This window comes from Paractinoplanes ferrugineus, from assembly GCF_016862195.1.
GTDB lineage: Bacteria > Actinomycetota > Actinomycetes > Mycobacteriales > Micromonosporaceae > Actinoplanes > Actinoplanes ferrugineus.
Map to the genome: position 1 here is coordinate 191384 of NZ_BOMM01000016.1, position 18642 is coordinate 210025.

Genomic DNA, 18642 nt, shown 5'->3' on the forward strand with positions numbered 1-18642 from the left:
TTGAACCTCCCGAGTCATGCCCGGACCCGCGGGTCGATGGCGGCTTGCAGGACGTCGACGACGACGTTGATGACGACGAAGGCGAGGGCCGAGACGATCACGCCGGCCTGGATCACCGGCAGGTCCCGCTGGGTGATCGACTGGTAGACCAGCAGACCCAGGCCCGGCCAGCTGAACACGGTCTCGACGAAGATGACACCGCCGAGGAGGTAACCGAGCTGCAGACCGGCGATGGTCATCAGCGTCGGCAGGGTGTTGTGGAACGCGTGCTTGAGGATGCGCAGCTCGGACAGGCCCCGTGAGCGCATGGCGTCGATGAAGTCCATGCTCATCACGTCGATGACACAGGACCGGAACATCCGGGCGATGATGCCGGCCGGGACCAGCGCCGCGGTCACCCCCGGCAGTACCAGGTGCAGGAACAGGTCGCCCCAGCCGCCGCCGTTTATCGGGTCGTACATGCCGGCGGTCGGGAACAGCCCGGCCCCGGTGGCCAGGTAGATGATCAGCAGCAGGCCGATCGAGTACTGCGGCACCGAGATCGAGAACAGCGAGATGGCGTTGCTGATCGCCGCCGAGACCCGGCCGCGGCGCAGCGCCGAGACACCGCCGAGCAGGATGCCCAGCACGAACGCCACGACCGCGGCGAAGGTGGCCAGCACCAGCGTGTTCCCGAACGCGTCGAGCACCAGCGACAGCACCGGTACGTGCTTGGCGATCGAGTCGCCGAGATCGCCCTGGAACAGGTGCGCGCCCCAGGACAGATACTGGATCGGCAGCGGCTGGTCGAGGCCGAGCCGCGCGGTCAGCTCGGCGCGGGCCTGCGGCGAACTGGTCGGCCCGAGCAGACTGGCCACCGGATCACCCGGGATGATCTTGATAGTGATGAACACGACGATCGACACGCCGATCAGGATCGGGATCGCCGAACCGAGTCTTTTCAGCAGGTAGAGAGTCACGACTGGCCCTCCCGCCGCGTACGCGGCAGCTTGATCCGGAGGTTGAACCGGTCGCCGCGACACCTGACGTAGGCGAGCTCCAGCGGCCGCCCGTCCGGGTCGTACAGCTTGCGGGTGAACTGCAGCACCGGCAGTCCGGCCGCGACCCCGAGCTGCTCGGCGGCGAGGGCGTCGGCGACCGTCGCCTCCACCACCAGCTCGGCACCGCGGATGACGTGCCCGGCCCGCTCGAGCAGGACATAGAAGTCGCCGTTGAAGGGGATCCCGGCGAGGCGGCCGGCGACCTCGGTGGTCACATAACTGGTCGTGACCGAGAACGTCTCGCCGCCGATCGTCGTGACGTGCTGGAGCACAGCGCACTCACTTCCGGCGGCCAGGCCGAAGAGCTCGGCCACCGGACGCGGCGCGGTGATCACGGTCCAGGCCAGGAAGGCGCCGCCCACCAGACGTGGCGTCTCCACCGAGTCGTTGATGGCGTGGACCCGGTCGAAGCGGTGTTCGGCCTTGGTGACCAGCACGAACGTGCCGGTCCCCTGAACCCGTTCAATCAGGCCCTCGGCGCGGAGCATGTCGAGGGCGTCGCGGATGACGTTGCGCCCGACCGCGAACTCGAGCATCAGCTCCGGCTCGCTGGGCAGAAGAGACAGTCCGTACTGACCGCTGGTGATCGCGGAGCGCAGCAGGTCCCGGACCCGGGAGGCGTCGTCGATGCGACGGCGCCGGCCGGTGAGTGGAGTGGGGCTCGCCTCTGGCCTGGACATGATCGGAACACTCGGCGACCGCAGTTTCCGGAGCGAGACTCAAGAATTTCTTGATCGTTACGCCAGGTCAGGGCCAAATCGCAGACCGCGTCGCCGGCCCCCGAACCGCCATGTTCAGCCCGTTCGATGGCCTGTTTTGCCCCATCCACAAGCCCTTTGTCGAGCGCCGCACCCCCCGGTCCGCCGGCCCCGGCCGCCCCGCTCGCCGACCCCGAAACGCCATCAACAATTCCGTCTCCCGCCTCCCTCCCTGCGCCTCCCTGGTCCTCGACGTGGCGGCACCGCGCCCGGCACCCCGTCGGACGTGGCGTGCCCACCCACCCGCTCGACGCCCGTGGCCGCCTACACCGCGGCACCCTCCGCCACCCGCCGGCACCTGCTGGGAGCAAGCCCCGCCGCGCGGGCCGGCCGGCGGCAACCCGGCTGTTGATCAACGTGGACGGCGGCGGCGGCCCGGGGTGACCGGCGGACCGAATCTCCCGCGGCACGGCAGCTCGACAGGATCAAGTGACGGCGCGGCTCATGATCGAGTCCGCCGAGTGGGAGCCGCGGCCAACATCCGGGACCGCCGTCCACATCGTGGCCCGGCCGTCCGCGTACTGGGAAGCAGCCAGCAAAATGCCCGAATTCGGCGCCCTCGGCTACCGGTGACGCCCCGGCTCGCCGGGCGCAGAGGCTCTGTCAGTCAGCGCCGCCCGCTCCGGCGGCAGGCTAGCGCCGGCGACAAAGTTGATCTTCGCCGGGCGGCGCAGCGGTGCGAGCATCGTGGCGACAGGGGCGCCGCACGCAACACGGGATGACGGACGTGACGCGGAGATGTGGCGGCAGGCCGACGGCGGGAGCAGGGCCGCGGGCCAGGCGGGAGCAGGACAGAAGGAAAGCAGTCAAGCGATGGCGGCAGGAAAAAGGCACCGTCACCGAGAGCGGTGACGGTGCCTTTCTCGGCTCGGTCAGGCCAGGGGGTCGGGCGTACCGCCCGGGGCCATGGCGTTCACCGGCTCGCTCTTCTGCGCGGGGGGCTTGCGGGACATGGCGGCCGGGCTGGCGGTCGCGGCAGCCGGGCCGGCGGTCGCGGCGGCCGGAGTGGCGGTCGCGGCGGCCGGAGTGGCCGGCGCGGCCGGCTCCGTGCGGGTGGAATGCGAGCTGGCAGGGGTGGAGGACGAGCCGGCACCGGTGTCGGCGCCGAGCTGGCTCATCACCTTCTGCCGAGTCTGCACCACTGTGGGGTTCTCGCTCACCTTGCGGGCGGTCGCGGCGATCTGCTCGTATTTCTCGCGTCCGGCCCGCGCGCCCAGCACGTAGCCCGCGGCGAACCCGGCGGCCAACTTCAGGATCTTCATCAGCTATCCACTCCGTGTTCTCGTATCGGCTGCTGACCAGGTTGCCCCGGGCCGGGCCGGTCAAAACTCACGCTTCGGTGCTCTTCTTGGCGGCGTCGTAGGCGAACTGCAGGAAGTCGGAGGCGGCGGTGGCGGTCAGCACGGTCGCGGCCAGGCGGGTCAGCCGGGGGGTCAGCACGAGTCCGCCGACGAGTCCGGTGGCCACCCAGACGGCGAGGCAGAACGGGCAGGTGACCAGTTCGCCGATGCCGTGCCGGACGCTGCTGCCCCGGTCGCGGACCTCCTCGTTGAGCTCGGCGGCCCCGGCCGGCCCGGCGTAGCTGGTGAACGGTGCCCGCAGCGGGCTCGTGACGGCGTCCTTGGCGAGCAGGCGGCTGAGCTTGTGGGTGGCGAGTGACAGCAGCACGACGTCACCGGCGGACGGGCGGTCGGGAACGGGACGCCCGGTGATCTTCGTGGCGGCGGCGAGGGTGGCGGCGAGTCCGCCGAACGCGGTCATCGCGGTCACGTAGCCGTCGAGCGGCCGATGTTCGTGCGGTGCGTAGCCGCGTACGGCCTGGTTCAGCTTGTCCCGGAGGGTGTCGAGCATGTGCTGCCGTCTACCCCGTTTGCCGCCGTAGTACCTCAGTTGCGCCCCGGCCCCGGGCGGCGGCCCTGCGCACCGCCCTGCACTGCTCGGCCCCGCCGGCCACGCGCGCGGGCACTCAGCCGTCATGTCCGCCCGGGTGCTCCGCTCCCTCGTCCTGGTCCCGTGGCTGGTGGCCTGCTCGTGCGGGGGCGAGCAGCACGCCGGAACCGCCGTGCCGGCCCGCGCGCTCGGGCGGCTGTGGATCTTCGCGCTGTTACCGGACCGGCATGGTCACCGCACGCACCGTGTCTCTTCCTGAAGGAACCCTGTGATCGTCCACGTCACAGTGTGGGACCGCTCCCACGGGGCAAGTTGATCTTCATGGCACGCGTACTCATCACCGGATCCGGTCAGGGTCTCGGCTTCCTGGCCGGTCAGCTGCTGGCTCAGCAGGGACACCGCGTGGTTCTGCACGCCCGCAACGAGCGGCGGGCGGCGCAGACCTGCGCGGCGCTGCCGACGGCGGAGGACGTCCTGGTCGGAGACCTGTCGTCGATCGCCGGGATGCGGTCGGTCGCCGAGCAGGCCAACGCGAGCGGCCGTTTCGACGCGGTCGTCCACAACGCCGGGGTCGGCTTCGCGGAACGCCGGATCACCACCGAGGACGGCCTCAGCCACGTGTTCGCGATCAACGTGCTCGCGCCCTACGTGCTGACCGCGCTGATCACGCCGCCGGACCGGCTCGTCTACCTCTCCTCGGGCATGCACGAGCGCGGCTCGGCCGACCTCAGCGACCCGCAGTGGCGGCGCCGGTGGTTCTGGCGCGGCCGCAAGGCGTACGCGGACAGCAAGCTCTTCGATGTCCTGCTGGCCTTCGGGGTGGCGCGGGCCTGGCCGCGGGTGCGGTCCAACGCCCTCGAACCGGGCTGGGTGCCGACCCGGATGGGCGGGCGGGGCGCCACCGACGACCTCCGCCAGGGATACCTGACCCAGGCGTGGCTGGCCGTGTCGGACGACCCCGCCACCGACGTCACCGGCGAATACTTCTTCCACCAGCGCCTGCGGGAGCCGGCCCCGGCGGCCCGGGACACCGAGGCGCAGGAGGCTCTGCTGGACTACTGCGCGCAGCTGTCCCGCACCCCGCTGCCGGCCATCGTCTGAGCGGCCTCCGGTGCGCGGCGGCAGTCTTGTGCCGTCGACCGGGGGCGGCCGCGCCGTCCGGGTAGCGGTGCGGGTCGGCCCCGTCCTACGGGCCGCCCGGGCCGAGGTCGGCGACCGGCGGGAAGCGGCCGGCCCGGACGTCGTCGTTGGTGCGGCCGCTCGTCACCGACCGCGGATGGTCCTCGGCGTTCCAGCCCGGCACCGCGAACTCGTCGTTCTTGTGCAGCAGCAACCAGTCGTCGCCACGGGTGCGCTTCAGCACGAAACGGCCGCGCAGCTTCACGCCGTACACGTCGAAGTGCAACTCACCGGCCGCGAGCGACGCCACCGGATCGTCGCCCGCCCGCGGTTTCCAGGTGCCGTTGTCCCAGACGATCACGTCGCCGGCGCCGTACCGCCCGGCCGGGAGGACCCCCTCGAAACCGGCGTAGCCGAGGTCGTGGTCGTCGACGTGATAGGCCCCGCGCCGCGCCTTCGCGTCGAGCGTCGGGCCTTTCGGCACCGCCCAGCTCACCAGCACCCCGCCGAGCTCGAGGCGGAAATCGTAGTGCAGGCGGCGGGCGCGGTGGCGCTGAACCACGAAGGCCGATTCACGCGTACGGGTGGGGTCGCGGCCCGGCCGGCCGGACGCGGGCTGCTCACCTGACGCCATGCTGATCCGAGTACCCCGTCGGAGGCGGTTGCGACCATACGTCGCGAGTGAAAGACGTCTTCGCCGCGCTGCCGATGATGGCGGTCGCGGTCGACGGCCCGCCGCTGCGGGTCACCGCGACGACCGCCGCCTGTCGCACGTTCGCCGGGCCCGCCGACCCGCTCGAGGCGTTCCCGGGTTTCCGTCGTGCCGTCGAGCGAGCCTGTCCGACCGGTGATCATGACCTTGGTGGATCTCCCGCACCTGACCTGACCGTGTCGTACGACGCCCGGTTGGTCAGCACGTCGTCCATGTGGGTCTCGGCCCAGGCCTTGAGACCCCGGACGGTGTCGTGCAGCGACAGGCCCAGAGCGGTCAGCTCGTAGGTCACGGTCACCGGCACGGTCGGCACCACGGTGCGGGTGACCAGCCCGTCGCGTTCCAGCGCCCGCAGGGTCTGGGTCAGCATCTTCTGGCTCACCCCGGCCAGCGTGCGGGCCAGTTCGGAGTAGCGCATCGGGCGCGGCTCGCCGGCACAGTCGCTGCGCAGCGCGGCCAGGGCCAGCGTGACCCACTTGTCGGCGATGCGGTCGAGCAGCTGACGACTCGGGCATCGGGCGAGGAAAGCGTCGTACTCGGCCTTGTTCACCATCGAAACCGTCCCCGGGTGCGTTACGAACTTTAAGGTGCCTACTTCCGGATAGGAAGTTACCCCCTGATAGTGGGGTCATGGAACAGAACCTTCCCGGCGGCACCTGGACCCTCGGCGACCTGGCGGTCACCCGCTTCGGCTACGGCGCCATGCAGCTCGCCGGCCCCTGGGTGATGGGACCGCCGGCCGACCCCGACGAGGCGCTCGCCGTCCTGCGCGCGGCGGTCGAACTCGGCATCACCCACATCGACACCTCCGACGCGTACGGGCCGCACGTCACCAACCAGCTCCTCCGCGCGGCGCTGCACCCCTACCCGGACGCGCTGCACATCGTGACCAAGGTCGGGGCGAACCGCGACGCGCAGGGCGGCTGGCCCCCGGCGCGCGACCCGGCCGCCCTGCGCGACGCCGTACACCGGAATCTGCGGAATCTCGGCCTGGACGTGCTGGACGTGGTCAACCTGCGGCTGGGCGACGCCGCCGGGCCGCGGCCCGGCTCGCTCGCCGAGGCCTTCGAGACGCTCGCCGAGCTGCGGCAGCAGGGCCTGATCCGGCACCTCGGGGTGAGCAACGCGACGGCCGAGCAGGTGGCCGAGGCACGGACGATCGCGCCGATCGTGGGCGTGCAGAACATGTACAACCTCGCGCACCGCCACGACGACCGGCTGATCGACCAGCTGGCCGCCGACGGCATCGCCTACGTGCCGTTCTTCCCGCTCGGCGGCTTCAGCCCGCTGCAGTCCGAGACGCTGTCGGCGGTCGCCGAGCGACTGTCCTCGACGCCGATGTCGGTCGCCCTGGCCTGGCTGCTGCGGCGCTCCCCGAACATCCTGCTGATCCCCGGCACCTCCTCGACCGCCCACCTGCGCGAGAACGTCGCCGGCGCCGCGGTCACGCTCTCCCCCGACGACCTGGCCGAGCTGGACACCATCTGACCACCCGGCCCGGCCGGTTCGCCGGCCCGGCCGGGCCGGGTGAACCGCGGGCCCGCGGCGCGGCCGGGGCGGGTGGCACAATCTGCCGCGTGCAGATCGGGATACTCGGGCCGTTCGAGGTTCGCATCGGCGACGGGGTGCTCGCCGACGTGCCGGGGGCCCGGCTGCGCGCGCTGCTGGTGGCCCTCGCCCTGCAGGCCGGGCATCCGGTCGGCAAGGCGACGCTGATCGACTGGATCTGGGGCCAGAACCCGCCCGCCGACGCCACCAACTCCCTGCACCGACTGGTGTCGCGGCTGCGCAAGGCGTTGCCGGACGGCGCGATCGAGGGGCAGACCGACGGTTACCGGCTCGCGGTCGGCCCGGACGCCGTCGACGCCGTACGGTTCGAGCGCCTGGCCCGTGATCCTCGGCGGGCCGGCGAGGCGCTGACCCTGTGGCGCGGGCCGGCCCTGCAGGACGTCGGCCCGCTGGACAGCGAGGCGTTCGACGCGGCCGTCACCCGCCTCGAGAACCTGCGGCTGAGCGCGCTGGAGGACCGGTTCGCGGCCGAGACCGGCGCCGTCGCCGAGCTGACCGCCCTGGTGGCGGCGCATCCGGTGCGCGAACGCCTGGTGGCCGCGCTGATCCGGGCCCTCGCCGCGGCCGGCAACGACAGCGAGGCGCTGCTCGTCTACCAGCGCACCCGCGAGGTCCTGGCGGACACGCTCGGCGTCGATCCGTCGCCGGAGCTGTCGGCGGTGCACGTGGCGCTGCTGCGCGGCGAGCTGAGCCGCCGGGCGACGCCCCGCGCGACGAACCTGCGCGCCGAGCTGACCAGCTACCTCGGCAAGGAGTCGGACGTGGCGGCGGTCCGCGCGCTGCTGACCGGGCACCGGCTCACCACCCTGATCGGACCGGGCGGCAGCGGCAAGACGCGGCTGGCCAACGAGACCGCCCGTACCCTGCTCGACGCCGTACCCGACGGGGTCTGGCTGGTCGAGCTGGCCGCCGTCACCGCCGGCGGCGACGTGGCGCAGACGACGCTGGCCGCGCTCGGGCAGCGGGACTCACTGCTCGGCGTGGCCCCCGACGCGGAGCCGGTGGACCGGGTGATCGCCGCCATCCGGGACCGGGCGGCGCTGCTGATCCTGGACAACTGCGAGCACCTGATCGAGTCGGCGGCGGCGTTCGCCCACCGGGTCCTCGGCGAGTGCCGCCGGCTGCGCATCCTCGCCACCAGCCGGGAGCCGCTCGGGATCACCGGTGAGGCACTGTGGACGGTCGAGCCGCTGGCCCTGCCCGGCGAGGACGACGATCCCGCCGGCTCGCCCGCCGTCCAGCTGCTGCGCGACCGGGCCGGTGCGGTCCGCCCCGACCTGGGTACCGACGTACGCACCATGGCGCGCGTCTGCCGGGCCCTCGACGGGATGCCGCTCGCGATCGAGCTCGCCGCCGCCCGGTTGCGCACGATGACGCTCGACCAGCTGGCCAACCGGCTCGACGACCGGTTCCGGCTGCTGACCGGCGGCAGCCGCACGGCGCTGCCGCGGCACCGCACCCTGCGCGCGGTGATCGACTGGAGCTGGGGGCTGCTCGACGACGCCGAGCGGACGGTGCTGCGCCGCCTGTCGGTGTTCGCCGGCGGGGCCGGCCTGGACGCCGCCGAGCGGGTGTGCGGCGGGCCCGACGTGCTGGAACTGCTCACCGCCCTGACCGAGAAGTCGCTGGTGGTCACGGCGGGCGACGGCACGCCGCGCTACCGGATGCTGGGCACGATCAAGGAGTACGCCGCGCAGCGCCTCGACGAGGCCGGGGAGGCCGAATCGGTGCGGCGGGCGCACCTCGCCTACTTCACCGAGCTGACCGAGACCGCCGAGCCCGGTCTGCGCCGCGCCGAGCAGCTCCGGTGGCTCGTCGTGCTGCGGGCCGAGCACGACAACATCGCGGCCGCGATGCGGGGCGCGTTCGCCGCCGGTGACGCCGACGGGGCGATCCGGCTGGCCGCCTCGGCCGGGTGGTACTGGTGGCTGGCCGGGCACAAGGCGGAGGGCAACGAACTGGTGGTGACGGCCGCGGCGCTGCCCGGCGGCACCCCCGGCGTGCACCGGGCCCTGGTCTACACGTTGATCGCGCAGTTCCTGTTCGCCGGTCAGTCCGATCAGTACAGCGCGACCGAGTGGATCCACCAGGCGTACGAGATGGCCCGTGACCACCTGGACGCCCACCCGGCGCTGCGCCTGCTCGCCGCGCTCGACCGCCTGCTGCGGGAACCGGCGGAGCCGGTGACCGTGTGGGAGCCGCTGCTGTCCGACGAGGACCCCTGGGTGCGCGGACTCGGCCGGCTGCAGCTCGGCAAGATGCGCATCATGCTCGGCGACGGCCGGCCGGAGGCCGACGCGCTGCTGGTGGCGGCGCTCGACGAGGTGCGCCGCGTCGGCGAACGGTGGACGATCGCATTCGCCCTGGTCGAGCTGGCCGGCCGGATAGCGATGCGGGGCGAGTTCGGCCCCGCCTGCGAGTACTACGAGGAGGCCATCGCGACCGTCGCCGAGCTCGGCGCCCTCGAGGACATCGTCGGCATGCGGGCCCGGCAGGCCCAGCTCTACCGGCTGCTGGGCGACGAACGGTCGAGCGCCGCCGCGATGGCCGAGGCGCAGCGGTGCGCGGAGCGGGTCGCCTGGCCGAACGCGCTCGCCGAGCTGGCCCTGGCGCGGGCGGAACTGGCGATCACCGGCGACGACCGGGCCCAGGCGCACGAGCACCTCGCCGTCGCCACCGCGATGATGGGCGCGGAGGCCGAGCAGCCCATGGTGCGCGCGTTGATCGAGACGCTGCGCGGCTGGGCCGCCGACGACCTCGACGAGGCCCGCGAGCACCGGGTCGCGGCCTACCGGTCGGCCGCCGAGGCGGCGCACCCGCTGCTGGTCGCCACCGTGCTCGTCGGGATCGCCGACCAGGCGCTGCGCGAGCAGCAGTACGAACGGGCCGCCGAACTGATCGCGGCCGGCATCGCCCTGCGCGGCCTGCCCGACCGTTCCCAGCCGGCCGAGGCCCGGATCGCCGAGACGGCCCGGCGCCACCTCGGTACGCGGATCACCGAGGTGGCGCCGGGGCGGTGGCGGGAGCTGGCCGAGCTCACGCTCGCTTGTTGAACGTGCGGATCGCCCACAGGTAGCCGACCAGGGCGATCCCGACGCACCACGCGATCGCGGTGACGGTGTCGCCGGTGTGCGGGGTGCCGGCGAACAGCCCGCGCATGGTCTCGATGATCGGGGTGAAGGGCTGATATTCGGCGAACTGCCGGACGCCGGGGCCCATCTTGTCGGCCGGGACGATCGCGCTGCTGAAGAACGGCAGCATGACCAGCGGTACGGCGGCCATGCCGGCCGACTCCGGTGACTTCGCGGCCAGGCCCAGGGCCACCGTGAGCCACGTCGCCGCGAAGCTGAGCAGCACGATCACGCCGAGCACCCCGAGCCACTGGGCGAAATCGGCGGCCGGGCGGAAACCCAGCGCGAACGCCGTGCCGATGATGGCCGCGACCGCGACCAGGTTGGTGAACATGCTCGCGGCGACGTGCCCGGTCAGCACCGCCCCGCGGGAGACGTCCATGACCTTGAACCGGTTGATGATGCCCTTGGTCATGTCGGCGTTGACCGCGGTCGCGGTGGAGCCCAGCCCGTAGCAGACGGCCAGCAGGATCAGGCCGGGCGTCGCGTAGTCGACGTAGTCGACGCCGACGCTGAACGCGTCCCCGAGCATGTACACGAACATCAGCATGATGATCACCGGGAGCAGGACCCCGTTGAACACCGAGACCGGGTTGCGGACCGTGTGCTTGTAGTTGCGGCGCAACATGATCGCCGAATCGCCGAGACTCATTTCGCCACTACCTCCGAGTTGGGCCGGCCGGTGAGGGCCAGGAAGACGTCGTCCAGGTCCGGGGTGCGCACCGAGAACTCGGCCGCCTCGACCCGGTGGTCGTGAAGCTGGTTGAGCAGGTCGCGCAGCGACTCGGTGCCGCCGTCGCCGGGCACCGCGAGGGACAGGTCGTCGTCGTCGCGGGTGGCGCCGGGCAGGATCCGCGCCGCGTCGTCGAGCTCGCGGACGCCGGCGAAGCGGAGCCGGACGTGCGCGCCGGGGATCCGGCGCTTGAGTTCGGCGGAGGTGCCCTCGGCCACCAGCCGGCCCTGGTCGAGCACGGCGATCCGGTCGGCGAGCTGGTCGGCCTCGTCCAGGTACTGGGTGGTGAGGAAGATCGTCACCCCGCCCGCCACCAGCTCGCGGATGATGTCCCACATCGTCCGGCGGCTGCGCGGGTCGAGCCCGGTGGTCGGCTCGTCCAGGAAGATGATCCGCGGGTCGCCGATCAGGGTCATCGCCAGGTCGAGTTTGCGGCGCATGCCACCGGAATAGGTGGCCACCGACGTGCGGGCGGCCTCGGTCAGGTCGAACCGCGCCAGGAGTCCGGCGACCACCCGGTGGTCGGCCCGGCGCAGGTCGGCCATCAGCTCCAGGTTCTCCTGCCCGGTCAGCAGCTCGTCGACGGCGGCGAACTGCCCGGTCACGCCGATCGCCGAGCGGGCCGCCCGGGGGTCGGTGCGCACGTCGTGCCCGGCGACCCGGACCGTGCCGCTGTCCGCCGTCAGCAGCGTGCTCAGCACGTTGACGGTGGTCGTCTTGCCCGCCCCGTTCGGGCCGAGCAGCGAGAAGATGGTGCCGGTCGCCACTTCGAGATCGATGCCATCGAGTACGGTCTTGTCCCCGAACGCCTTACGCAGCCCGGAAACCTCTATCGCGGTGCTCCTCATGCCGGAAACGATCGCGGTCCGCCCTGTCACCGGTCTGACACGCTCCTGACAGCGCCCCTGACCCGGGTTAGGCTCCCCGCCGTGACGACGATCGCCGTGGAGCCGAAGGTCAGCCGCACACCGGTCCCCGAGGTGGTGCGCCGCCGGTTGACCACGCTCGACGGACGGCTCGACCCGTACTCCTGGCTGGTCACGATCCTGATCGTCACGATCGCCGGGATCCTGCGGTTGAACGGCGTGGGCCGCCCGCAGAAATTGATCTTCGACGAGGTCTACTACCCGACCGACGCCTGGGACATGATCAAGCACGGCGTCGAGTGGAACGAGGAGAACGGCGGACCCGGCTACGTCGTGCATCCGCCGCTCGGCAAATGGCTGATCGCCCTGGGCGAGCTGGTCTTCGGCAACAACACGCTCGGCTGGCGGGTGCCGACCGCGATCGCCGGCACCCTGATGGTGCTGGTGCTGATCCGGGTCGCCTACCGGCTGTTCCACTCGACGGTGCTGGCCGGGACGGCCGGGCTGCTGCTGACGCTCGACGGCTTCCAGCTCGTCCTCTCCCGCACCTCGCTCCTGGACATCTTCCTCGGCCTGTTCGTGCTGATGGCGTTCGCCTGCCTCGTCCTGGACCGCGACCACTACCGCCGCCGGCTGCTGCGCGCGCTCGAACAGGGCAGGGACCCGGCCCGGACCCGCGTCGTGCCGTGGTGGCTGTTCGCCGCCGGCGTCTGCCTGGGCCTGGCCAGCGGGGTCAAGCTGAGCGCACCGTTCTTCCTGCCGGCGTTCGCCGCGCTGACCATCACGTGGCGGGTGCAGGCCCGCCGCTCGGCCGGGGTCCGTCATCCGTTCAGCACCGGCATCCTCGGCGACCTCGGCTGGGGACTGCTCAGCTTCCTGCTGACCGGCGTCGTCTACCTGACCACCTGGACCGGCTGGCTGGTCACCGACGCCGGCTTCTTCCGCCACTGGCGGGCCGACAACGGCCTGAGCGAGCCGCCGGTCCTGGGCGCGCTGCTCAACCTGTGGCACTACCACCAGAGTCTGTACAGCTTCCACACCGGACTGGCCCAGACCCACCGCTACCAGTCGTGGCCCTGGCAGTGGCTGCTGCTGGGCCGGCCGGTCGCGTTCGACTGGTCCACCCCGGCGGGCTGCGGGGCGCCGAGCTGCGCCGGCGAGATCCTCCTGCTCGGCACGCCGGTGCTGTGGTGGTCGTTCCTGCCGGCCCTGGCCGCGCTGGCCTGGATGGGTGTCGCCAGGCGCGACTGGCGGGCCTGGGCCATCCTGCTCCCGGTGGCGGCCGGGCTGCTGCCCTGGTTCTACTACGCCGTCCGCGACGGCCGCACGATGTTCTCGTTCTACGCGCTGCCCGCCGTACCGTTCCTGATCCTCGCCGTCGTCTACGTGCTCGGCGCGATCATGTCGCCGCGCCGCGGCCCGCAGACCCTGGGGATCGTGGTGGCGGGTCTCTACGTCACCGCCGTGGCCCTATGCTTCGCGTACTTCTTCCCGATCTTCGTCGGCCAGATGCTCCCGTACCAGGACTGGTACGACCGCATGTGGCTCGGCAACCGCTGGATCTGACAACTCGAAAAAGAAAAGGAGAGGACCCATGGCGTACGGGCAGGTGTGCCGGATCCTCACATACGACCTGACCACCGGCACCTCGACGCTCGTCTACAGCAGCGCGACGGTGCACTTCGAGGCCCCCAACTGGACCGCCGGCGGCGACCTGATCCTCAACGGCGACGGACTGCTGTGGCACCTCCCGGCCGACGGTTCGGCGCCGCCCCGGCCGATCCCGTTCGAGGGTCTGCCGGCGCTCAACAACGACCACGTCCTCGGCGCGGGCGGCGTGTTCATGTCCGCCGACGACGGGCACATCTACGCCGGTTCGCTGAGCGGCGGCCCGGTGCGCCGGGTGACGAGCGCCGACCGGACGCACTTCCTGCACGGGGTCAGCCCCGACTCGGCCACCCTCGCGTACGTAGGTGTCGAGAACCGGGACCGGGGCTCGGCGAGTCTGTGGACGATCGGCGCCGACGGCACCGGCGACGCCCGCCTGACCACCCCCGGCGGCGTCGACGACGGCCCGGAATACCATCCGGCCGGCGACTGGATCTACTTCAACACCGAGGCGTTCACGCCGAACTCGCAGATCGCCCGCATCCGGCCCGACGGCACCGGCCTCGAACAGCTGACCTTCGACGACCGGGTCAACTGGTTCCCGCACTTCGCCCCGGACGGCGAGCGCGCGGTCCACCTCAGCTATCCGCCCGGCACCAAGGGACATCCGGCCGACCTGCCGGTCGAGCTACGGCTGGTCGAGGCGGGTGACTGGCGGGCGCCGCGCACGCTCGTCGGGTTGCCCGGCGGCCAGGGCACCATCAACGTCAACAGCTGGTCACCCGATTCGCGGAGCTTCGCCTACGTGGACTATCCACGCGGCTGAACCGGCCACCGGCGGGGTATGGGGGCGCCATGCCCGCCCCGACGCCTCCTGGGGGCCTCCACAGCCCCCGAGTGACTCGGCACGCCGACCCCCTGTTACTGACGGGCGGCCGAGGCTGTCGCCGGGTATGGCTACCCTTGCCGCGGCTCATCTGCACCGACCAGTGGACAAGGACTCGCCTGACGATGGATCACCCCGATCGGTTCCGACGTGCTCTGCTTGCGGCCACGGCCATCCTCGTGGTGTGGCTGCCGGCGGCTCCGGCGTCGGCCCACACCGAGCTTGTGAGCACTACGCCGGCGAAGGGCGCGACAGTTGCGAAGGCGCCGGCGGGTGTCGAGCTGAAGTTCAGTCAGAGTCCGAACTCCGACTTCACCCAGATCGTGGTCAGTGACGCGGCCAGGAAGCCGGTGCCGGCGTCCCGGCCGGTGGTCGACAAGGGGACGGCGAGGATCAGTTTCCCGGGTCCGCTGGCCAACGGGGTGTTCACGGTGGCATACCGGGTGGTGTCGAACGACGGCCACACGGTGAAGGGGAATTACACGTTCACCGTGGCGGACCCGGCGGCCGAGTCGGCCCCGACGGCGGCCACCCCCGGGCCGATCGACACAGCGCCGACCGACACAGCGCCGACCGACAGCGCGGCGAGCGCCGGGGGGACGGGCGCGGCCGTACCAGCCGCTGACTCCGCCGACGACGCGGGCGGCATGCCGGCCGGCGTACTCATCGGTGTCGGGGGGTTGATCGCCGCCGCCGCGGCCGGCGGGGTTCTGTTGGCGCTGCGGCGCAGGCGTTCGGCCGCCTGACGCGCCGGCGGGCGACCGGGGCCGAGCCGGGACGTTCGCACAGGTAACCGGCAGCAAGTTGTCGTGGAATCCAAAGGTGACGCCCAGATGATGGCGTCATGATCCAGATCTGGTCGCCGTCGAGCCCGGGGACGAAGCAGTCGTGCGGCTCACCGGTCCGGCGCTGACCCTGCTCGGCGGGGCCGGGACCGTCGCGACCACCGCCCGGACCACCGCCCTTGCCCTGCGCACCCTGCCCGGCGAGCTGCGCCACGACCTGCGCGTGACCACCACCGGATGGGCCGTGCTCGGCGGCGGCGAGTTGGGTGACGCGCTGGTCGCGGCGGGTCTCCCGGTGACCGAGGCGCTGCACGGCTGTCCGGGTTCCCCGCAGACCTGGCTGCGGCGCCTCGCCGTCCAGTCCCACCTCGACCAGGAGATCGCCGCCGGCCGGCCGGCGCCGGCCGTGGTGTTGTTCTCCTGGCAGACCCCCCGGCGTCTGCTCGGCACCGAATGCACCGATCCGCGCAACGGACCGCAGACCGGGACGTTCGTGACCGTCGACGTGCCGGCCCACGCCCGCGCCCACTTGCGCGTCCGCGACTCCGGCCGGGGCCTGATCGGTTACCCGGCCGGTGCGTTCTGTGCGATCAACCTGGCACTACGACACCCCGCGCGCTACCCGGCGGCGGCCGTGGTGTCGGGATACGCTTCGCTGGGTATCACCATCGGCGACGGCTCGGAGAAGACCACGAACAACCCGGGTTGGCGACTGCGCCACCTCCCCCGACCGGCGATCGCGTTGTGGCCGGGCCGGGCCGGAGATGACCGGCAGTCCGCCCGAGACTCCCAACGGATGGCAACGATGCGAGAAGCACCCCTGTCCGTGACGACTGCCGTGGTCGCGCACGGCGGTCACAGCGACGCGGTCTGGATCCGGATGGAGCCCCCGGCCTTCGACCGGCTGTCCGCCCGCCTGCCCCGGCCGGCGCCGCTCTCATGACCGGTCTCCGCCTCCCGCTGCTGCCGGCGGTCCTGCTGCCGATCGCGCTGGCGGCCTGCGCCGCGCCCGCCCCCACGGCCGTCGCCCCACTGCCACCCACGCCACGCACGGTGGTCACGCTCGGCGATTCGGTCCCGGCCGGTTCGGCCTGCGACTGCGAGCCGTTCCCCCAGCTGTACGCCCGGGCCCAGCACGCCACCGACGTCAACCTGGCCGAACCCGGCTCGACGGCGACCGATCTGCGCACCGCCCTGCCCGCGGAACGCGAGGTGCTGTCCACGGCCGCCGAAGTGATCATCATGACCGGCGCCAACGACCTGGCCGCCGACTTCGACCCGGCCCAGGACCCCGATTACGCCGCGATCGCCTCCGGCGTGCAGGCCGACGTGGCCGCGTCGGTGGCCGCGATCGAACAGATCCACAAGGTTCCGGTGATCGTTCTCGGCTACTGGAACGTCGTCCTGGACGGCAGGGTCGGCGCCGACGAGTACGGCCCCTCCGGCGTCCGCGCGGCCGCCGACGCCACCGCCGCGATCAACAACGCGCTGAAGTCGGCCGCCGCCCAGACCGGGGCGTCCTACGTGTCGACCTTCAGCGCCTTCCACGGCCCCGCCGGCGACCAGGACCCGACCACCCTGCTGGCCTCCGACGGCGACCATCCCAACGCCGCGGGACACGAGGCGATCGCCGCTCTGCTCCCACCCCTGGTGGAGAGCCGGCCCCCGGCTTAGCCGGGGGGCTGCCGGTCCGTGCGCAACGGTCCGACGGGCGCCGGCATCCGCCACAGGGTCACTCCGCCGACCCGCAGCGGTGGGCCGAGCACCTGGGTGAGGACCCGGCGCAGACCGGCTCCGTTCGGGGCGCTCGGCAGCACCACCACGATCCCGGCCCGCCAGTAGCGCAGGTCGGCCAGCACGCTGCGGTGCTGCTCGGCGGTCAGCTCGGGGACGAGGCCGGTGCGGCGCACCTGTTCGAGCAGGTCGACGGTGAAACGCGTTTTCGGGAACCACGTGCCGGCGTTGTCGCCGGGCGGGTCGGCGGGGCCGAGGAAATAGCCGCGCGGGATCGGGAAGTCGAGGTGGCTCAGCGCCGCGATCCGCATGCCGTCACGGCCGCTGACCATGGCCGGCAGCGGCACGATGACGATGCTCCGGTCGTCCTGCGTGTAGGACCGCCAGATGCCCTGGGCGAAGAACGGCGGCACCGGCGGCGCGGCCGAGGTACGCAGCGGGAGCGGGAGGACCGGCACGAGTGCCGCCGCCAGGCCGGCCCAGAACGCGATCCGCGCGGCCGGGGCGGCCGGGACGGGCCCGCGGCGCCGGACGCGGTCGGCCGCGAGGGCCAGCAGGACACCGATGATCGTGGTGCTGGCCAGCGCGTAGCGCGGGGTCGTGACCAGGTCGAGCAGCGGGACGCGCAGGGTGAAGCCGAGCGGGGCCGGGCCGATCGAGGTCGTCCGGGTGAGCCGCAGTTGCGAGCCGAACGACATGACGAGCAGCACGAGACCGGTGAGCGCGAGCGCGCGGGCGGCGGCCGAGCGGCGCAGCAGCACCACCGCCACGACGACCATGAGGCAGATGCCCGGACCCCAGAAGGTGGCGTCCTCGAGCACGCTGCCACCGCTGAGCCGGCGGGCCACGGCGTCGCTGCCGGCCAGCGAGTTACGCGGGAAGGCGGCGATCGAGGCGACCGGGGTGGCGTACTGGTCGAGCCGGAACGGCACCCCGCGGTAGTGACCGGGGCCGAGGAACTGCACGTGGAGCGGGTAGGCCAGCAGCGCTCCGGCCACCAGCGCCGCCACCGCGAGGCCGGCCAGGAAGGCGCGCACCGGCGGCCGGGTGAACACCGCGTACAGGGCCGTGAACAGGCCGAGCGCGATCGCCAGGATCAGCAGGAATTCCTCGTTGACGAAGACCCCGACGGCGACGAGTACGCCGAGCAGCGCTCCGCCGCGCCAGATCCGGCCGGGTTCGCGCAGCCGGATCACCTGCCAGACGATGAACGGCGCGACATATCCGCTGGCCAGGTTGGGCTGCCCGTTCGCGTGCGCGACGAAGCCGGGGGCGAACCCGGCCCACAGTCCGCCGATCCCGGCCGCCACCCGGCTGACCACCAGGTGCCGGGAGAGCAGCCACCACCAGGCCGCCGCGGTGCCGGCGAGCGCCAGCGTGGTCACCACCGCGACGGTCACCGCCGGGCCGTACAGGTGGGTGACCGGGGCCAGCGGGATGCTGACCGCCAGCATGGAGGTGTTGGCCATCAGGTTCACGCCGACCGGCGCGTTCAGCCGCGTCGTGTGCAGCGGCGCGTCGCCGTGGAAGACGACGCGTTCGCCGTGCGCCATCATCGCCTGGAAGAAGCCCTGGTCGAGGGGGTTGTGCAGCCACCTTCCGGCGGGGTCGGCCCAGAGGTCGCGCAGGATCCAAAGGGCCAGCAGGAGGTAACCGAGGAGAACCACGGTGTCCGCCCACCCGATCCGGCGCGCCATGTCTGCATGGTGGACGGAATCCGGGCCCGCACGCTGCCCGTTGGCGGGACCGCCTCGAAAGGGGTCGACCGCCCGGCAGCCGGTCGGGCCGGGCCCGGATGATTCGCCGGCGGG

General features: G+C 72.4%; 18 protein-coding genes. 9 read left to right on the plus strand and 9 right to left on the minus strand.

Going from position 1 to position 18642, the window contains the following annotated elements; genetic code table 11:
• Nucleotides 1–14: 14 nt before the first annotated feature.
• From Afe05nite_RS11655 to Afe05nite_RS11670, 4 genes are all read right to left on the minus strand, one after another.
• Nucleotides 15–959: an ABC transporter permease gene (locus tag Afe05nite_RS11655; protein ID WP_203817034.1), complete on the minus strand. Its 945-nt coding sequence runs from the start codon at nt 957–959 to the stop codon at nt 15–17.
• A complete protein-coding gene (locus tag Afe05nite_RS11660) occupies nt 956–1720 on the minus strand; it encodes a GntR family transcriptional regulator (protein WP_203817035.1) in 765 nt (254 codons plus the stop codon). The genes Afe05nite_RS11655 and Afe05nite_RS11660 overlap by 4 nt, the downstream gene beginning before the upstream one ends.
• A gap of 950 nt (nt 1721–2670) precedes the next feature.
• On the minus strand, nt 2671–3060 hold the full coding sequence (locus tag Afe05nite_RS11665; protein ID WP_203817036.1) for a hypothetical protein: 390 nt from the start codon (nt 3058–3060) through the stop codon (nt 2671–2673).
• Between the two features lie 67 nt (nt 3061–3127).
• Nucleotides 3128–3649 (minus strand): DUF1360 domain-containing protein, encoded by a 522-nt coding sequence (locus tag Afe05nite_RS11670; RefSeq protein WP_203817037.1) that lies wholly within the window; start codon nt 3647–3649, stop codon nt 3128–3130.
• 124 nt (nt 3650–3773) lie between these two features.
• Between Afe05nite_RS11670 and Afe05nite_RS11675 the strand changes: the two genes are divergently transcribed.
• Both Afe05nite_RS11675 and Afe05nite_RS11680 read left to right on the plus strand, forming a co-directional pair.
• Entirely contained in the window at nt 3774–3947 is a 174-nt protein-coding gene (locus Afe05nite_RS11675) for a hypothetical protein (protein ID WP_203817038.1), read from the plus strand.
• 62 nt (nt 3948–4009) lie between these two features.
• Nucleotides 4010–4789, plus strand: coding sequence for an SDR family NAD(P)-dependent oxidoreductase (locus Afe05nite_RS11680; protein ID WP_203817039.1), 780 nt, complete (start codon nt 4010–4012; stop codon nt 4787–4789).
• Between the two features lie 85 nt (nt 4790–4874).
• Here Afe05nite_RS11680 and Afe05nite_RS11685 read toward each other — a convergent pair whose 3' ends face one another.
• Together Afe05nite_RS11685 and Afe05nite_RS11690 are read right to left on the minus strand one after the other, a co-directional pair.
• Nucleotides 4875–5441, minus strand: a complete 567-nt coding sequence (locus tag Afe05nite_RS11685) for a DNA polymerase ligase N-terminal domain-containing protein (RefSeq protein WP_203817040.1) — start codon at nt 5439–5441, stop codon at nt 4875–4877.
• Nucleotides 5442–5658: 217 nt separating this feature from the next.
• On the minus strand, nt 5659–6069 hold the full coding sequence (locus Afe05nite_RS11690) for a winged helix-turn-helix transcriptional regulator (RefSeq protein ID WP_344224837.1): 411 nt from the start codon (nt 6067–6069) through the stop codon (nt 5659–5661).
• An 80-nt stretch (nt 6070–6149) separates the two neighbouring features.
• On the opposite strand from Afe05nite_RS11690, the gene Afe05nite_RS11695 reads away from it, so the two are divergent.
• Both Afe05nite_RS11695 and Afe05nite_RS11700 read left to right on the plus strand, forming a co-directional pair.
• Nucleotides 6150–7007, plus strand: a complete 858-nt coding sequence (locus tag Afe05nite_RS11695) for an aldo/keto reductase family oxidoreductase (RefSeq protein ID WP_203817042.1) — start codon at nt 6150–6152, stop codon at nt 7005–7007.
• An 89-nt stretch (nt 7008–7096) separates the two neighbouring features.
• Nucleotides 7097–10141 (plus strand): ATP-binding protein, encoded by a 3045-nt coding sequence (locus tag Afe05nite_RS11700; protein WP_203817043.1) that lies wholly within the window; start codon nt 7097–7099, stop codon nt 10139–10141.
• On the opposite strand, the gene Afe05nite_RS11705 is transcribed toward Afe05nite_RS11700, so the two are convergent.
• Both Afe05nite_RS11705 and Afe05nite_RS11710 read right to left on the minus strand, forming a co-directional pair.
• Complete coding sequence (locus Afe05nite_RS11705) at nt 10125–10871, minus strand: ABC transporter permease (protein WP_203817044.1); 747 nt, start codon at nt 10869–10871, stop codon at nt 10125–10127. The genes Afe05nite_RS11700 and Afe05nite_RS11705 overlap by 17 nt on opposite strands.
• On the minus strand, nt 10868–11800 hold the full coding sequence (locus Afe05nite_RS11710; RefSeq protein WP_203817045.1) for an ATP-binding cassette domain-containing protein: 933 nt from the start codon (nt 11798–11800) through the stop codon (nt 10868–10870). The genes Afe05nite_RS11705 and Afe05nite_RS11710 overlap by 4 nt, the downstream gene beginning before the upstream one ends.
• Before the next feature lie 81 nt (nt 11801–11881).
• On the opposite strand from Afe05nite_RS11710, the gene Afe05nite_RS11715 reads away from it, so the two are divergent.
• The 5 genes from Afe05nite_RS11715 (at nt 11882) to Afe05nite_RS11735 (ending at nt 16771) form a co-directional block, all read left to right on the plus strand.
• Nucleotides 11882–13384, plus strand: a complete 1503-nt coding sequence (locus tag Afe05nite_RS11715; protein ID WP_239117735.1) for a dolichyl-phosphate-mannose--protein mannosyltransferase — start codon at nt 11882–11884, stop codon at nt 13382–13384.
• A 28-nt stretch (nt 13385–13412) separates the two neighbouring features.
• Nucleotides 13413–14252 carry a TolB family protein gene (locus Afe05nite_RS11720; protein ID WP_203817046.1) on the plus strand — a complete coding sequence of 280 codons (840 nt, stop codon included), beginning with the start codon at nt 13413–13415 and terminating at the stop codon, nt 14250–14252.
• Between the two features lie 185 nt (nt 14253–14437).
• The gene (locus Afe05nite_RS11725; RefSeq protein WP_203817047.1) at nt 14438–15058 is read left to right on the plus strand and encodes a copper resistance CopC family protein; all 621 of its coding nucleotides are present in this window, start codon (nt 14438–14440) and stop codon (nt 15056–15058) included.
• A 142-nt stretch (nt 15059–15200) separates the two neighbouring features.
• The gene (locus tag Afe05nite_RS11730) at nt 15201–16040 is read left to right on the plus strand and encodes an alpha/beta hydrolase (protein ID WP_239117736.1); all 840 of its coding nucleotides are present in this window, start codon (nt 15201–15203) and stop codon (nt 16038–16040) included.
• The gene (locus tag Afe05nite_RS11735) at nt 16037–16771 is read left to right on the plus strand and encodes an SGNH/GDSL hydrolase family protein (RefSeq protein ID WP_203817048.1); all 735 of its coding nucleotides are present in this window, start codon (nt 16037–16039) and stop codon (nt 16769–16771) included. Before Afe05nite_RS11730 ends, Afe05nite_RS11735 begins: the two co-directional genes overlap by 4 nt.
• On the opposite strand, the gene Afe05nite_RS11740 is transcribed toward Afe05nite_RS11735, so the two are convergent.
• On the minus strand, nt 16768–18528 hold the full coding sequence (locus Afe05nite_RS11740; protein ID WP_203817049.1) for a hypothetical protein: 1761 nt from the start codon (nt 18526–18528) through the stop codon (nt 16768–16770). The two genes, Afe05nite_RS11735 and Afe05nite_RS11740, sit on opposite strands and share 4 nt — an antisense overlap.
• Nucleotides 18529–18642 lie beyond the last annotated feature (114 nt).

Bases quoted from the DNA above. Each gene is read 5' to 3' on its own strand.
- Afe05nite_RS11725 (WP_203817047.1), top strand. From the start codon at position 14,438: ATGGATCACCCCGATCGGTTCCGACGTGCTCTGCTTGCGGCCACGGCC.
- Afe05nite_RS11720 (WP_203817046.1), top strand. From the start codon at position 13,413: ATGGCGTACGGGCAGGTGTGCCGGATCCTCACATACGACCTGACCACC.
- Afe05nite_RS11705 (WP_203817044.1), bottom strand. From the start codon at position 10,871: ATGAGTCTCGGCGATTCGGCGATCATGTTGCGCCGCAACTACAAGCAC.
- Afe05nite_RS11665 (WP_203817036.1), bottom strand. From the start codon at position 3,060: ATGAAGATCCTGAAGTTGGCCGCCGGGTTCGCCGCGGGCTACGTGCTG.
- Afe05nite_RS11740 (WP_203817049.1), bottom strand. From the start codon at position 18,528: ATGGCGCGCCGGATCGGGTGGGCGGACACCGTGGTTCTCCTCGGTTAC.
- Afe05nite_RS11660 (WP_203817035.1), bottom strand. From the start codon at position 1,720: ATGTCCAGGCCAGAGGCGAGCCCCACTCCACTCACCGGCCGGCGCCGT.
- Afe05nite_RS11695 (WP_203817042.1), top strand. From the start codon at position 6,150: ATGGAACAGAACCTTCCCGGCGGCACCTGGACCCTCGGCGACCTGGCG.
- Afe05nite_RS11675 (WP_203817038.1), top strand. From the start codon at position 3,774: ATGTCCGCCCGGGTGCTCCGCTCCCTCGTCCTGGTCCCGTGGCTGGTG.
- Afe05nite_RS11685 (WP_203817040.1), bottom strand. From the start codon at position 5,441: ATGGCGTCAGGTGAGCAGCCCGCGTCCGGCCGGCCGGGCCGCGACCCC.
- Afe05nite_RS11680 (WP_203817039.1), top strand. From the start codon at position 4,010: ATGGCACGCGTACTCATCACCGGATCCGGTCAGGGTCTCGGCTTCCTG.
- Afe05nite_RS11710 (WP_203817045.1), bottom strand. From the start codon at position 11,800: ATGAGGAGCACCGCGATAGAGGTTTCCGGGCTGCGTAAGGCGTTCGGG.
- Afe05nite_RS11735 (WP_203817048.1), top strand. From the start codon at position 16,037: ATGACCGGTCTCCGCCTCCCGCTGCTGCCGGCGGTCCTGCTGCCGATC.
- Afe05nite_RS11670 (WP_203817037.1), bottom strand. From the start codon at position 3,649: ATGCTCGACACCCTCCGGGACAAGCTGAACCAGGCCGTACGCGGCTAC.